Consider the following 16,888-nt stretch of genomic DNA (forward strand, 5'->3'; position numbering starts at 1 on the left):
ATGAGTTTACCCGTTCATGAATTTGACGCCGTCGTTATTGGCGCCGGTGGTGCAGGTATGCGCGCAGCACTGCAAATCTCGCAGTCTGGCAAATCCTGTGCATTATTATCTAAAGTGTTTCCAACCCGTTCGCATACGGTTTCCGCCCAGGGTGGTATTACTGTAGCACTGGGTAATTCCCATGAAGATAACTGGGAATGGCACATGTACGATACCGTTAAAGGTTCTGATTATATCGGTGACCAGGACGCTATCGAATATATGTGTAAAACCGGACCTGAAGCCATTATTGAAATGGAAAACATGGGTCTGCCGTTCTCGCGTTTTGAAAACGGAAAAATTTACCAGCGTCCATTTGGTGGCCAGTCCAAGAACTTTGGTGGCGAGCAGGGCGCACGTACCGCCGCAGCGGCTGACCGAACCGGTCACGCGTTACTGCATTTGCTGTATCAACAAAACGTTAAAAACAAAACTAAAGTATTCAGCGAATGGTACGCACTGGACCTGGTAAAAAACCAGGATGGCGATGTGGTTGGCTGTACGGCTATCGACATTGAAACCGGTGAAGTGGTTTATTTCAAATCTAAAGCCGTTGTGCTGGCAACGGGTGGTGCGGGTCGTATTTACGCATCAACCACCAACGCACACATCAACACCGGTGACGGTGTGGGTATGGCACTGCGCGCTGGCGTTTGTGTACAAGATATGGAAATGTGGCAGTTCCACCCAACCGGTATTGCCGGCGCGGGTACTCTGGTAACAGAAGGGTGCCGTGGTGAAGGTGGTTATCTGCTTAACAAAGACGGCGAACGCTTCATGGAGCGTTATGCGCCAAACGCCAAAGACTTAGCCGGTCGTGACGTTGTTGCCCGTTCAATGATGACCGAAATTCGTGAAGGTCGTGGTTGCGATGGCCCGTGGGGCACTCACATCAAACTGAAACTCGATCACCTCGGTAAAGACGTCCTTGAATCACGTCTGCCGGGTATTCTTGAGTTGTCGCGTACCTTTGCCCACGTTGATCCGGTTAAAGAACCGATTCCGGTTATCCCAACCTGCCATTATATGATGGGTGGTATTCCAACGAATGTTGACGGTCAGTGTTTAACCCTTGACGAAAACGGCAATGAAAAACTGGTTAATGGTTTATTTGCCTGTGGTGAAATTGCCTGTGTATCCGTACACGGTGCTAACCGCTTAGGCGGAAATTCACTCCTTGACCTGGTGGTATTCGGTCGCGCAACGGGTCTGCACTTAGGTGACAAACTCGACGAAATGACCCCAAGCCGTGAGGCGTCTGAAACTGATCTTGATACGGCCATGGCCCGTTTCAATCGTTGGGAAGGTTCAGAGAAAGGCAAAGGCGAAGATCCGGTTCAAATCAAGAAAGATTTACAGGAATGTATGCAACTTAACTTCTCGGTATTCCGTGAAGGTGATGCGATGGCTGACGGCCTTAACCAGCTTAAAGAGATTCGTGAGCGTCTTAAGACTGCTCGTCTTGATGACAAGAGCGCCGACTTTAACACCCAACGTATTGAGTGTTTAGAACTCGACAATCTGATGGAGACAGCTTACAGCACTGCTGTGGCGGCTAACTTCCGTACTGAGAGTCGTGGTGCACACAGTCGCTTTGACTATCCGGATCGTGATGATGAAAACTGGTTATGTCACAGCGTATACAACCCGGCGACTGAAGCCATGGTTAAACGTGATGTCAATATGGCGCCTAAGCTTCGCGAAGCCTTCCCGCCGAAAGTACGTTCATACTAAGAGGGGTTAGATCATGCAATTAACTTTTTCGGTATACCGTTACAATCCTGAGGTGGATAATTCACCTCGTATGCAGGATTACACCCTGGAAGTGGAAGAAGGCCAGGATATGATGGTGCTGGATGCACTGATTCTTTTAAAAGAACAGGATCCTACGTTATCGTTCCGTCGTTCTTGTCGTGAAGGCGTTTGTGGCTCTGACGGCATGAACATGAACGGCAAAAACGGTCTGGCCTGTATCACGCCACTGTCGGCACTGGGTTCAGGTAAACTGGTTATTCGCCCGTTACCTGGTTTGCCTGTAGTGCGTGACCTGGTGGTTGATATGACCCAGTTCTATACGCAATATGAGAAAATTAAGCCATTCTTAATTAACGACAGTAAACAGCCACCGGCAAGAGAGCATCTGCAGTCTCCGGAAGAGCGTGCTAAACTGGATGGACTCTATGAGTGTATACTTTGCGCATGCTGTTCAACATCTTGCCCATCGTTCTGGTGGAATCCGGATAAGTTCATCGGACCAGCCGGCTTGTTGCACGCCTATCGATTCCTGATTGATAGCCGCGACACAGCAACAGACGAGCGACTGAACGATCTGGATGATGCATTCAGCGTGTTCAGATGTCACGGCATCATGAACTGTGTAAGTGTATGTCCTAAAGGACTAAACCCTACAAAAGCAATTGGGCAGATTAAGTCCATGCTTTTACAACGGGCTGTTTAGCAATTATCTTGATTACTGTTTCAGTAACAAGTAAGTAATGCATAAATGGCCATCCTTATGGGGTGGCTATTTTTTTGTAAATGTGGTCGGGTAAGACGTCCGACCTGACAGTTTTATTGACAACCTAGCAAGGCACAATAATGCAAGAAAGCGTGATGAAAGCGTGGTGGGACTCATCGCACATGGCTGGAGCCAATGCTGCCTATGTGGAAGCATTGTACGAAGCCTACCTTGACGACCCGCAAAGTGTCTCTGATTCCTGGCGTGATACCTTTGACGCTTTACCCAAAGTGGATGGGGTGGAATTAGAAAGTAACCATAGCCTTATCAAAGACCAGTTCCGCAAACTGGCGTCTCTGGGTCCGCTGGCCCGTTGTAGCAGTGGGTCTGCTAACACAACGAGCAGCAATCAGTCAGACCAGAAACAGGTTAAGGTATTGCAGTTAATCAATGCCTATCGATTCCGGGGGCATCAGCATGCCAACCTCGATCCGCTGGGATTGTGGAAACAGGAACGGGTCAGAGACCTGGAGTTGTCGCATCACAATCTATCCGAGACGGACTTTGATACGGTTTTTAACGTAGGTTCTTATGCCATCGGCAAAGAAACTATGGCATTAGGCGAGCTGTTTAAGTCATTAAACAGAACCTACTGTAGCTCTATCGGTGCAGAATACATGCACATTACCGATACTGAGCAAAAACGCTGGTTACAGCAACGTATTGAGTCGGTCGAATCACGTCCGCAAATGGAACGTGACACCAAAGTCAGCCTGCTTAAAGGGCTGGTTGCCGCCGATGGTATGGAAAAGTATCTGGGGGCAAAGTTCCCGGGTGCCAAACGCTTCTCACTGGAAGGTGGCGATGCGTTAATTCCTATGCTTAAAGGGCTGATCACTGAAGCCGGTACACAAGGCACCAAAGAAGTCGTGGTGGGTATGGCTCACCGTGGTCGTCTTAACGTGCTGGTTAACGTACTGGGTAAAAACCCCTCTGTATTGTTCGACGAGTTCGCTGGTAAGCACGATCAAAGTCTGGGTGCCGGTGACGTAAAATACCACGCCGGTTATTCGTCTGACTTTGCCACACCAGGTGGTAACGTTCACCTGGCGCTGGCGTTTAACCCGTCGCATCTGGAAATTGTTAACCCGGTGGTGATGGGCTCTGTACGTGCCCGTCTTGACCGTCGTGAGAACAGTGCACTTAAAGTGTTACCGGTGACTATTCACGGTGACTCGGCCATTGCCGGTCAGGGTGTGGTTCAGGAAACCTTCAATATGTCACAAACCCGCGGTTTTGCAGTGGGTGGTACGGTACGTATTGTTATTAACAACCAGGTTGGTTTTACCACCTCTAAAATTGAAGATACCCGTTCGACGCAATACTGTACGGATATTGCCAAGATGGTGCAGGCACCGATTCTCCACGTCAACTCTGACGACCCGGAAGCAGTGTTATTTGTCACCAAACTGGCGCTTGATTTCCGTAACAAATTTAAGCGTGATGTGGTTATCGATTTGGTGTGTTACCGTCGTCATGGTCACAACGAATCAGACGAGCCGAATGCCACGCAGCCGGTAATGTATCAAAAAATCAAAAAGCATCCTGTGCCGCGTGATTTGTACGCCGACCAGCTCATTGCCGAAGGCGTAATGACGAAACAGGACGTGGATAAGATGATCGAAGACTACCGGGCAGCCCTGGATCACGGCGCTTGCGTAGTTGAAGAATGGCGTCCGATGACCGAGCACTCGGTTGACTGGCATCCGTACCTTGGTCATGACTGGGATACACCCTATGACGGTTCAATGACGCTGGATGAACTAAAGTCACTGGGCGAACGTCTGGTGACATATCCTGACGAAGTGAAACTGCAGTCGCGGGTAAATAAAGTGTATACCGACCGTAAAGCCATGATGGCCGGCGAGCGCAGCCTCGACTGGGGTATGGCCGAACTGTTAGCGTATGCCTCCATCGTTAAAGGTGGCACCAGTATTCGTCTTACAGGTCAGGATTCAGGTCGTGGTACCTTCTTCCACCGTCATGCTGTACTGCACAATCAGGCCGATGCGTCGACCTACATGCCGTTGCAGCACATCAGCGAAGATCAGGAAGCGATTGAAATCTATGACTCCGTGCTGTCTGAAGAAGCCGTTATGGCGTTTGAGTATGGTTATGCTACTGCTGAACCTACCTGTCTGACCATCTGGGAAGCACAGTTTGGTGATTTCGCCAACGGTGCGCAGGTAGTATTTGACCAGTTCTTAAGTTCAGGTGAAGCTAAGTGGGGACGTCTGTGTGGACTAACTGTACTGTTACCCCATGGCTATGAAGGACAGGGTCCGGAGCACAGCTCTGCTCGCCTTGAACGCTTCCTGCAATTATGTGCTGACCACAACTGGCAGGTCTGTGTACCGTCTACGCCAGCTCAGGTATACAACATGATCCGCCGTCAGGTGGTGCGTCCAATGCGTAAGCCACTTATTGTGATGTCGCCTAAATCATTATTACGTCATCCGATGGCAGTTTCTTCACTGGAAGAACTGGCCGAAGGCGTTTTTTATAACGTGATTGGTGAAGTTGACGAACTGCCGGCTAAAGATGTTAAACGTGTTGTGATGTGTTCGGGCAAAGTGTATTACGACTTGCTGGACCAACGCCGTAAAAATGAACAAACCGACGTCGCCATTATTCGTCTGGAACAGTTGTATCCGTTCCCGCAGGAAGAATGTGCGAAAATCGTGGCTGAATACAGCCATGTAAAAGACTGGGTTTGGTGTCAGGAAGAGCCACAAAATCAGGGCGCCTGGTATTGTAGCCAACATCACTTCTGGCAGGTAATCCCAGATGGTGCCAAATTAACATATGCGGGACGTGCGGCTTCAGCTTCGCCTGCCGTAGGTTATTTATCCGTTCACAACCAGCAACAAAAATCCCTGGTTGAAGACGCTCTCACGATAAAATAAGGAACAGAGATGACAATTGAGATAAAAGTTCCGGTTCTACCCGAGTCAGTTGCCGACGCCACGATTGCAACCTGGCACGTAAAAGCCGGGGACAGTGTAAAACGTGACCAGAACCTGGTAGACATTGAGACAGACAAGGTAGTACTGGAAGTCGTTGCCCCTGCAGATGGTGTTATCGGTGAGATTATCGATGAAGAAGGTGCAACCGTACTTGGCGAACAAGTAATAGCTAAACTGGAAGAGGGCGGTGCTGCACCGGCCAAGTCAGAAAGCAAAGCGGAAGCCGCGCCAGCCAAAGCAGAAGCGCCGGCAGCAGAAGAAGCGAGCGGTGAAACGGTCGACATCAAAGTCCCTGTTCTGCCTGAGTCAGTCGCCGATGCTACGATTGCAACCTGGCATGTTGGTCCCGGTGAAAAAGTGAGCCGTGACCAGAACCTGGTTGATATCGAGACTGATAAAGTGGTCCTCGAAGTGGTAGCGCCGGCAGACGGTTCTATCTCTGAAATCCTGGCCGACGAAGGTGCCACGGTGACCGCAGAAGAAGTGATTGCTAAATTTACCGAAGGTGCAGGTGCGTCAGCGCCAGCTGCGGCTGCTGAAGAAAGCAGTGACGACGGTGACAGCGATGCATTAAGCCCTTCAGTACGTCGTTTATTAGCAGAAAAAGGTGTCGATCCGGCGAAAGTGAAAGGTTCAGGTAAAAATGGCCGCATTACGAAAGAAGATGTGGAACAGTATCTGAAGTCTGACAGCAAGCCAGCTGCAAGCAGTGCTGCGTCGACTGAAGCACCAGCCGCTCCGGCCGGTGAGCGCAGTGAGAAACGTGTACCAATGACTCGCCTGCGTAAGACCATAGCTAACCGTCTGTTGGAAGCGAAAAACTCGACTGCCATGTTAACCACGTTTAACGAAGTTAACATGAAGCCTATCATGGAGCTGCGTAAGCAGTATCAGGAAGGGTTTGAGAAGCGTCACGGTATTCGTTTAGGTTTCATGTCTTTCTATGTGAAGGCGGTCACCGAAGCGCTTAAGCGTTTCCCTGAGGTTAATGCCTCATTAGACGGTGATGACATTGTTTATCACAACTACTTTGATATCTCGATCGCGGTATCGACCCCGCGTGGACTGGTCACTCCGGTACTGAAAGATTCAGATACCCTGGGGATGGCCGGCATTGAAAAAGGCATCAAAGAACTGGCAATTAAAGGCCGTGACGGCAAGCTGTCTATGGCAGAGCTGCAAGGTGGTAACTTCACCATCACCAACGGTGGTGTGTTTGGTTCACTGATGTCGACGCCAATCATTAACCCGCCACAAAGCGCGATCCTGGGTATGCACAAAATTCAGGACCGTCCAATGGCGGTTAATGGCAAAGTTGAAATTTTACCAATGATGTATCTCGCGTTGTCTTACGACCACCGGATCATCGATGGCAAAGAATCGGTAGGCTTCCTGGTCACCGTTAAAGAAATGCTGGAAGATCCAACACGTCTGCTTCTGGATGTGTAAGACTTTCGTAGCATAACTATGTGTAAGGATGATACTCATGTATCATTCTTACATGCTGGTATTTGGGGACGGATACCAGTTGGGAATTAGTCGAGCCAGAAAATGGCTTTCGTTTAAATAAAAATCGGAAAGAAACACCATGAATTTGCATGAATACCAAGGTAAGCAGCTATTCAAAGAATACGGCTTACCTGTTTCTGAAGGATACGCATCAGATACCCCTCAAGGTGCAGTAGAAGCTGCAGACCGTATTGGCGGTAACGAATGGGTAGTTAAATGTCAGGTCCACGCTGGTGGCCGTGGTAAAGCTGGCGGTGTTAAGCTGGTAAAAACCAAAGACGAAATTCGCGCTTTTGCTGAAAAGTGGTTAGGCAAAAACCTGGTGACATTCCAGACTGACGAAAATGGTCAGCCTGTTAGCAAGATCTTAGTGGAATCTTGCACTGATATCGCAAACGAATTGTATTTAGGTGCTGTGGTTGACCGTGGTACTCGCCGCGTTGTCTTTATGGCATCTACTGAAGGCGGTGTTGAGATTGAAACCGTTGCAGAAGAAACGCCAGAGAAGATTTTAAAAGCTGAAATTGACCCGATTGTTGGTCCTCAGCCTTACCAGGCACGCGAAATGGCGTTTGCTCTGGGTCTTCAGGGAGTTCAAATTAAACAGTTCGTACAGATCTTTATGGGTCTGGCGAAAATGTTTGAAGACCTTGATCTGGCGCTGATTGAAATCAATCCGCTGGTTATCAAGGATGATGGTAACCTGCATTGCCTCGACGCTAAATTAGGCGTAGACAGCAACGCAATGTACCGTCAGCCAAAATTGAAAGACATGAAAGATCCTTCTCAGGAAGACGCCCGTGAAGCGCACGCAGCACAGTACGAACTGAACTACGTAGCACTGGACGGAAACGTTGGCTGTATGGTTAACGGTGCAGGTCTGGCCATGGGTACCATGGACATCGTAAACCTGCACGGCGGTAGGCCTGCTAACTTCCTGGATGTTGGTGGTGGCGCGACGAAAGAGCGTGTTGCTGAAGCATTCAAAATTATCCTGTCTGATGACAACGTGAAAGCCGTTCTGGTTAACATCTTCGGTGGTATCGTTCGTTGTGACATGATTGCAGAAGGTATCATCGGCGCCGTTAAAGAAGTTGGCGTTGAAGTACCAGTAGTTGTACGTCTTGAAGGTACTAATGCAGAACTGGGCCGTGAAGTACTGGCGAGTTCTGAATTGGATATCATCGCTGCAGAATCATTAACTGATGCAGCAGAAAAAGTTGTTGCAGCTGCGGAGGGCAAATAATGTCAGTTTTGATCGGTAAAGATACTAAAGTTATCTGTCAGGGTTTCACTGGCGGTCAGGGTACTTTCCACTCTGAACAAGCCATTGCCTACGGTACACAAATGGTTGGCGGTGTTACGCCTGGTAAAGGTGGTACTGAGCACTTAGGTCTGCCAGTATTCAACACGGTACGTGAAGCGGTTGAAGCAACTGGTGCAACAGCATCTGTGATTTATGTACCAGCCCCATTCTGTAAAGATTCTATTGTTGAAGCGGTTGATGCCGGTATCGAATTAGTGGTTTGTATCACTGAAGGTATCCCTACACTTGACATGCTTTACGTTAAAGAATACGTGAATGCCAAAGGCGCTCGCATGATTGGTCCAAACTGTCCGGGTGTTATCACTCCGGGTGAGTGTAAGATTGGTATCATGCCTGGCCATATCCATAAGCCTGGAAAAGTAGGTATTGTTTCACGCTCTGGTACCCTGACGTACGAAGCGGTTAAGCAAACTACTGATGAAGGCTTTGGTCAGTCAACTTGTGTTGGTATTGGTGGTGACCCAATCCCAGGTTCTAACTTCATCGATATTCTGAAGTTGTTCCAGGACGATCCGCAAACCGAAGCAATCGTAATGATTGGTGAAATCGGTGGTACTGCAGAAGAAGAAGCGGCTGCGTTTATCAAAGAAAACGTGACTAAGCCTGTGGTTTCTTATATCGCTGGTGTTACGGCGCCTCCGGGCAAACGTATGGGTCACGCTGGTGCGATTATCGCTGGCGGTAAAGGTACTGCAGATGAAAAATTTGCAGCCCTTGAAGCAGCAGGTGTTAAAACTGTTCGCTCTCTGGCCGAAATTGGTAAAGCACTGCGCGAGCAAACTGGTTGGTAATCACCGCTGGTTTAGCGCGTTTGCGTTAGCAAATTATAGTTTAATAAAAGCCCGCTTTTTGCGGGCTTTTTTATTATTTATCAAAAAGATACGCTAAAAAAGCTCACTCAATAAACTACCTCATTTACCACTATAATTCAGTTGTGAAAAATATGTAAAAAAAGTTAACTGAATACGTATGCATGACATTTTCAGTTGTTAACCCAGCACTTAGTATGAAATCCGGTAATCAAACCGGCGAAATGTTGCACAGCATTTCTCAACATAACTAATAATGGGGAAAACATGAAAACGTTCAAACCCAGTGCTATCACTCTGGCACTATTAACCAGTGGGTTGGTTTTCACTAGTTATCCGCTTTTGGCACAGGAAAGTGAGCAAACAGAGCAGGGCGAAGCTATCGAGCGTATTGAAGTACGTGGTTTTAGCAGCAGTCTTATTCAGTCACTTAACCAAAAGCGTTTTGGTGATACCGTTTCAGAACAACTCTCAGCTGATGATTTAGGTGGCTTGCCCGATGTCAGTATGGCTGACGCCTTAACCCGGTTGCCCGGTATTTCAGCAGTTCGTACCGGTGGTCAGGCGGCCGAAATCAATATCCGGGGCTTATCCGGCGATTTTGTCTTCTCAACACTCAACGGCAGGGAACAGGTATCCACCAGTGGTAGCCGTTCCATCGAATTTGATCAGTATCCCTCTGAGTTAATTAATTCAGCGGCGGTGTATAAATCACCCAAAGCCTCGTTAATCGAAGGCGGGGTGGCCGGAACCGTTGAATTACAAACTGCCAGCGCACTGGCCAAGGATGACAAACACACTTTCAATGCCAATGTTCGGGGCATGTTTAACGACCGGGCCATCGAAGTAGCAGATGCTGAGGAGTTTGGTCATCGGTTGAGTTTTTCCTATCAGGGTAAGTTTCTGGATGACACGCTGGGGGTATCCTTAGGTTACGCGAGATTATACCAACCCAGTGTTTCGACCCAGTTTATCGGTTTTGCCTATAACGCTGAAGTAGATGTGGACGGCGTTGCCGGCGATGAGGATAACTATAATCCTAACTCTGATGTGGCGAGGGAAGATCAGTGTGTTGAGTGCGAACTCATTTCCGAAGGCTTTGAGATGCAGCATAAAGGCGGTGAAGAAACCCGTAATGGTTATGTTGCAGCCATTGAATGGGCGCCGCTCGATAACTTCATTTTAAAGGCCGATGCCTTTGTCTCAAAATTTGATTCCCAGGCATTCGCCAGAGGCTTTCGGGTAAAACTGGGCGGCGTTAATACCGAAATCTACAATCCTACCATCGTTAATAACAGTGTGGTCGGTGGTACTTTTGTGCGTTCAGACAGCAGCGAAACGCGGATTGAACTGGTCAATGATGATAACCAGGATTTCGATAAAGTGGAAAGCTATGGTGTTAATGCTGACTGGCAGATAACCGATAACTTCGCCGCGCAGTTTGATATTGCTTTATCCAAAGCTAACAGTAACTTCCGTAATGGATTGCTGTGGTCTCTGGTGGGCGATGATGCCACCTCCGCTAGTCCCCGGTTTGATGAGAATATTCAAATTTCTTACCTGCTTAATGGGTTGAATTTACCTGATTTACAGTTTAATCAGGCCGATGCTTTCACCGATACCGACCGGGTGATGGTCAGTAAATACGGTATTTACCCTTATGTTAACAGCGACGAGCTGGATGCTTACCGGGCCGATTTTCAGTACTTTATTGATACCAATATAATCTCATCCATTGAATTTGGCGGACGCTATTCGGATCGTACTTACAGTAACGACCGCTCAGTGTTTGAATACGGCAATGATCAGGCTTTTTCTTCCAGCCAACCGCCGCTGCGTCTGACTGATGATTTGGCTGACGTCGTCAGCTGGCAGGGTGACTTTGCCTATTTCCCTAATTACCTGTCCATTAATCTTGGTAAAGCGCTGGATGCCTGGTTTCCTTCGGGCATTCCACAGCCGGCTCAAACCTGGGGAGCAGGCGACCCCGGGGTAATCAATGGTCCTGCCGATGCCACTGTCTCTACCGCGTGGTCGGTACTGGAAAGTGGCGAAGTCTTTGAAACGGTTTCTGCCGCCTATCTGATGGCGAATATCGATACCGAAATCGGTGGTTTACCGATTACAGGTAACATTGGCGTGCGCTATGTGAAATCCAAACAGAGCTCGACAACGCTGCAACGGGCGACCATGTTTGTGGAAGATCCGGTTACCGGTCAGGACGTAGAGGTCAGCGATCCCACCGCCGGAGCGCAGAATATCGTTGATGAACTTGGCTATATCAATAATTTTTATCGTCCGGCCATACTGACCTATGAATATACCGATGTGCTGCCATCGATTAACTTAAACTTCAAGCTCACGGACAACTCACAACTTCGTGTGGCGGCGGCTAAGGTAATGGGGCGCGCACCGATTAACCGCTTCGCGGCCAATGCCTCAACCAATGTGGAGCTTATCAGTGCCACACAAAACCGTGATTCTGGTGAAATTACTTTATCAAACCAACAAGCCCGCGTTTCCGGTTCGTCAAATAACAGCCCTTACCTGGATCCGTTTTACGCCACGCAATATGACATTTCCTACGAGCACTACTTTGACGACAGTGATGGGGCCATTGTGATTGCCGGTTTTTATAAAAACATCGAGTCGTTTATCGAGAATATCGCCATTGAACCTTATGACTTTGAGGGCAATGGTTTTGTGGTACCGGATTCAGTGACCGTACCGGTGTTTTATGAAGCCGATTACCCGGGGCAGGCGCCTGAGCCGGTTGTTGATGTCACCGGTGCGCCAGTTACTGTTACTGTCCCCACTACAGATGGCCGCTATGAAACCGCCATCAATAATGCCCGGGGCGGTTATATTAGAGGGATCGAGCTCGCGTATACTCAGATATACAGCGGCTTACCCGGTATGTTGTCGGGCCTGGGGGTGAATGCCAGTTATTCCTACACCGAAAGTGAAATACAGCGCACCGTCGGCAATGGCGTTTTTGCCAGTCAGTTGCCGGGTCTGTCTGAAAATGTCGCCACAGTAACTGTTTTCTGGGAATACGAAGGGTTTGAAACCCGGGTTTCCGGACGTTATCGCGATGCGTTCGTCTCTAAGCAGGTCGCGGTCAACGATCAGACCGTTAATTTTGATTCTGAATTAGTGGTGGACTATCAGGCTTCTTATGAAATCAATGACAACTTAAGCCTGTTGTTCCAGGTGAATAATCTGACCGATGAGCCCACCAAAAGCTACTTCACCTCGCCTGAACAAACCGGAACCATTCAGTTCTTCGGCACCCAATACTTCCTGGGGATGACTTACTCGCTATGAATATTTTTACTCAATCCACAGCATCCACCGCTATGCTGTATAAACTACTGGCTGGCTTAATGATAGTAATGGTGCTCACCCTTACCGGGTGTGGCAGTTCAGGCACCGATTCTGGCTCGAATGATTTACTGGTCTGTGATGCGCCTTTGGTGCCGGATGCAACCGGGATGATGTGCGTGGCCAAGCCTGCGATTGATTGCGATCCGCCCACGGTGCCCAATGAAGACAACAGCGCTTGTGTGGTAGGTGCTGATCCGACACTGGATGATCCGGTATATTTTCCTGCCGCTGACCAGGCTGTGTTGTATTACAACCGGGCAGGAGTAGGGGCGTCTAATGATCCGGGTGACAGTGCCTATGATGGCTGGAAGCTGCATACCTGGAATAATGATGCCTGTGATGCGTACGCCGATGGCGATACTGACTGGGCCAATGGTCGGGCAATCACAGGGATTGACCCTAACTATGGCGCTTACTGGGTACTGGATCTTAAACCGGGTATAGCCGGCACACCTGGCGCTTGTCATAATTTTATTATTCATCAGGGCACCGATGATGCGGGTAAAGAACTGGGCGGTGGCGACTTTGCAGCACCGTTGGATCAGGAGGATGAAACCTTTACCCGGATGAATTTTACGTTATCCGGTGTACCCCAGGTATTTGAGTTTCCACTCCTGTCTCTTGGCCCGCAACCTGTCAAAATAGAAGGCGCTGGTGCGCACTGGCTGGATACTCAGGTGGTGTTATGGGATACGCCGGATGGGGTGGAAACCGTAAAGTTACATTATTCAGCGGCGGCAGAACTGGCTACCTCGGTGGAAACCGGTCTCAACGGTACCGCTATCGAGCTCAGTCCTACCACACTGACTGAAGAACAGGTCGCTATAGCGCCACACCTGGCTTCGTTGCCAGCATTTGAAGGGGACTGGACCAGCGATGAGGCCAAAGCCGTGCTCAAAACCCAGGTGGTGGTTGGCGGCTATGCCAGTGATGGTACCTTATTGGCTGCCACGCGACTGCAGCATGCCAATGTACTCGACCAGTTGTATACCCGTGGTGAAAATGATGCCGATGAAGTCATGCTCGGCGGCGTGTATTCAGAACAAGGTATACGCGCATCTGTTTGGGCACCCACGGCAACGGAAGTGAACTTGTTGGTCTTTAATGACAATAAGACTCTGGCGAACCGTTATACAATGACACTTGATGACGCGTCGGGGGTATGGTCTTATGCCGGTGATGACAGTCTCGACCGTAAACTGTATCGCTATGAAGTTACCGTGTTTCATCCTTCTCTGGAAGAGATGGCGACGCTCGAAGTAACCGACCCGTATTCGCTTTCCCTGTCGACCAACGGACGCTTTTCACGCTTTGTGAATTTAAGTGATGAATCGCTGAAACCAGACGGTTGGGATACCCAGTGGATCCCGGAGATTGCGAATCCGGAAGATGCGGTGATTTACGAAGGGCATGTGCGCGACTTCAGTATTCGCGATAGGTCTACCAGTGAAACCAATCGTGGTAAATACCTGGCCTTTACTGAAACCGGCAGCGATCCGGTAAATCACTTACAGACTTTGGCTGATGCGGGATTAACTCACTTTCACATTCTGCCCAGCAATGACATTGCCACCATCGATGAAGACCCGGCCAATACTGTGGACATCTACGATACAGTGGGTCAGTTGTGCGTGAAAAAGCCGGATTCTCAGGTGTGTAATGAAGAAGATGCCAACAGCATTTTACTGGATGTCTACAACAGCTACGACCCGCTATCCCAGGCGGGCAGTGCCCAGGCGCTGACTCAGGACTTACGCAGTGTCGACAGCTTTAACTGGGGTTATGACCCGCATCATTTCAGTGCACCGGAGGGGAGTTATGCGTCCAGTGCAGAAGGGGTTGAGCGGATCATTGAAATGCGCGCTATGGTAAAGGCCCTGCACGAGATTGGCCTGCGGGTAGCCCTTGATGTGGTCTATAACCACACCAATGCGTCGGGCATTTTTACTAAATCGGTACTCGATAAAGTGGTGCCCGGTTACTACCATCGTTATGAAACGGATACCGGCGCTATTGTGCGGGAAACCTGTTGCGAGGATACCGAGCCGCGTAATGTGATGATGGAAAAGCTGATGCTGGACTCATTGTCGATGTGGGCCACTGAATACAAGTTTGATGCTTTCCGCTTTGACATAATGAGCCAGTCGACCAAAGACAGCATGGTGCGCTTAGGTGAAGCCATTCAGGCTATCGATCCGGATAACTACTTTTACGGTGAAGGCTGGAACAAGATAGATCGTGGTTACGAGCAGGCTAACCAGCTGAATATGGCCGGTACTGAAATTGGAACCTACAATGACCGCTTGCGTGATGCCATCCGCTATGGTCATATTTTTAACCCCGACAGTGATTCAGCGCTGTATGAACAGGATCGCGTTAAAATGGGCATGGCCGGCACGCTGGCTGATTTTGTATTAAACACCTCAGGCGGACGCGCTACCACCGCCTCGGCACTAGGTGGTTATGCCAAAGATCCTGCCGACATTATCAATTATGTGTCCAAGCACGATAATGAAACCCTGTGGGATCAGCTCAACTACGTGTTACCAGAGTCGCTGACCCTTCACGAACGAGTGCGGGCGCAAAATGCCGGTATGGGAATTACTTTGTTATCCCAGGGCATTCCATTCTTACAGATGGGCGGTGATATGTTGCGTTCTAAATCCATGGATCGCGACAGCTACGACTCCGGTGACTGGTTTAACTACGTTGATTTCACCATGCAAACCAACAACTGGAATGTGGGTTTACCGCTGGCTGAGAAAAACGAGGCCCGCTGGTCAGAAATGGGCCAGTTTGTGTCATCGCCTGAACGGGCTGCCAGCATGACGGAAATTGAACTGGCGGCAGAGGTGTTTAAGGAATTCCTTACCATTCGCCAGACCAGTCCGTTATTCCGACTCACCACTGCCGACGAGATCATGCAGCGGGTAGGTTTTCATAACTTGGGTACCCGCCAGCAGGTGGGCCTGATAGCCATGAGCATTGACGACGGCTATAACAGTGAGGCAGAAACCCTGCTTACCGACATCGATGTTAATTATGATGCCGTGATGGTAATGGTAAATACCGGTTATGAGGAAAAGACCCTGAGCGTCAATACCGCTAGTGGTTTTATGCTGCACCCGGTTCAGCAAAGCTCTTACGACAGCACCGTACGCGGCGCTTATTTCACCGAAGATCAAGCGGGCAATGGCAGCTTTACCGTGCCAGCGCTCACCATCGCGGTATTTGTTAAGCCGCAGGCAGGCGCCCAGGGATATGGTCTGGCGAGTTATGCCACGGCGGGTGCGCCGGATGTTGTGCCTTACGGTGATATGCCGGTTTATCTGCGCGGCAGCATGAATGGTTGGGGGACAGACGGTGAATTCAGTTATCAGGGTAACGGTATCTATACCGCAGCAGCCCAGTTAACTGCGGGTAACCAGTATGAGTTTAAGTTTGCCTCCGAAGATTGGGCAACGGTTAACTTTGGTGCAGCCAATGCGTCTGAAGCAAGCGTTACCGAGGGCGAACCCGTGGCGCTGGGCACCACTAACAATAATCTGTTCTTTACCCCCATAATCGATGCTACTTATCTGTTTACCGTAGATGCCAGCGATCCGCAGGCGCCGGTATTAACGGTAGAAAATGAGGAGCCTTATGCGGGAACCGAAGTCTATCTGCGAGGCGGCTTTAACGGCTGGGGCACCGATACACCGCTCATCTATCAGGGCAGTCGTCAGTATCAGGTGGCCATGTCGCTAACGGCTGGCAGCTACGAGTTTAAGGTGGCTTCCGAAGACTGGGCAACCGTGAACCTGGGGGCCATATCAGGCGCGGATGCTGATAAACAGGTTATGGTCGGTGCTACCACTTACCTGGCGGCCACCAATGACAACCTGGTGTTGACCATTGAAGAAGACGGTGACTATGTGTTTGTTCTTGATGCGACCGATAAGGCCGAACCTGTACTCAAAGTATTCAATGAGCAATTCTTTGGCAGTACTCCGGTTTATCTGCGCGGAGGCATGAATGGCTGGGGCACTGATGATGAGCTTATTTATCAGGGCGCTGGCGTGTATGCCGTTGATATTACCCTGGGCGGTGGTGCTACCGAGTTTAAGGTGGCCTCAGAAGACTGGGCGACGGTGAATCTGGGCAATCCGGACGATGCCCTTACCAATACCGTTGAAGAGGGGGTTGGTAAGGTTCTGGGCTCCAGTAATAACAATCTGATGATTGAACTGGCAGCCGGCACCTACGAGTTCAGGGTAACCGGACCGGATGCTTCCCAACCCATCCTGACGGTTGTTGCGAAATAACCCTGACTTGTTGTACCGTAAAAGCGCGC

At 49.5% G+C, this 16,888-nt stretch carries 8 protein-coding genes; all 8 read left to right on the plus strand.

Features of this window, described 5'->3' with window-relative positions; translation table 11 throughout:
- The 8 genes from sdhA (at window position 1) to AC27IB_RS07195 (ending at window position 16,859) form a co-directional block, all read left to right on the plus strand.
- The gene (gene sdhA / locus AC27IB_RS07160; RefSeq protein WP_296048959.1) at window positions 1-1,773 is read left to right on the plus strand and encodes a succinate dehydrogenase flavoprotein subunit; all 1,773 of its coding nucleotides are present in this window, start codon (window positions 1-3) and stop codon (window positions 1,771-1,773) included.
- Window positions 1,774-1,786: 13 nt separating this feature from the next.
- A complete protein-coding gene (locus tag AC27IB_RS07165; RefSeq protein ID WP_296048960.1) occupies window positions 1,787-2,497 on the plus strand; it encodes a succinate dehydrogenase iron-sulfur subunit in 711 nt (236 codons plus the stop codon).
- Window positions 2,498-2,637: 140 nt separating this feature from the next.
- Window positions 2,638-5,463 carry a 2-oxoglutarate dehydrogenase E1 component gene (sucA, locus tag AC27IB_RS07170; RefSeq protein WP_487119909.1) on the plus strand — a complete coding sequence of 942 codons (2,826 nt, stop codon included), beginning with the start codon at window positions 2,638-2,640 and terminating at the stop codon, window positions 5,461-5,463.
- 9 nt (window positions 5,464-5,472) lie between these two features.
- Complete coding sequence (gene odhB / locus AC27IB_RS07175; RefSeq protein ID WP_487119911.1) at window positions 5,473-6,972, plus strand: 2-oxoglutarate dehydrogenase complex dihydrolipoyllysine-residue succinyltransferase; 1,500 nt, start codon at window positions 5,473-5,475, stop codon at window positions 6,970-6,972.
- 139 nt (window positions 6,973-7,111) lie between these two features.
- A complete protein-coding gene (gene sucC, locus AC27IB_RS07180; RefSeq protein ID WP_487119913.1) occupies window positions 7,112-8,278 on the plus strand; it encodes an ADP-forming succinate--CoA ligase subunit beta in 1,167 nt (388 codons plus the stop codon).
- Window positions 8,278-9,150 (plus strand): succinate--CoA ligase subunit alpha, encoded by an 873-nt coding sequence (gene sucD, locus AC27IB_RS07185; protein WP_296051822.1) that lies wholly within the window; start codon window positions 8,278-8,280, stop codon window positions 9,148-9,150. Before sucC ends, sucD begins: the two co-directional genes overlap by 1 nt.
- A 285-nt stretch (window positions 9,151-9,435) precedes the next feature.
- Entirely contained in the window at window positions 9,436-12,495 is a 3,060-nt protein-coding gene (locus tag AC27IB_RS07190) for a TonB-dependent receptor (RefSeq protein ID WP_487119915.1), read from the plus strand.
- A gap of 32 nt (window positions 12,496-12,527) precedes the next feature.
- On the plus strand, window positions 12,528-16,859 hold the full coding sequence (locus AC27IB_RS07195) for an alpha-1,6-glucosidase domain-containing protein (protein WP_487119978.1): 4,332 nt from the start codon (window positions 12,528-12,530) through the stop codon (window positions 16,857-16,859).
- Window positions 16,860-16,888: the final 29 nt, after the last annotated feature.

This window comes from Alteromonas sp. 4NH20-0104 (assembly GCF_057547795.1).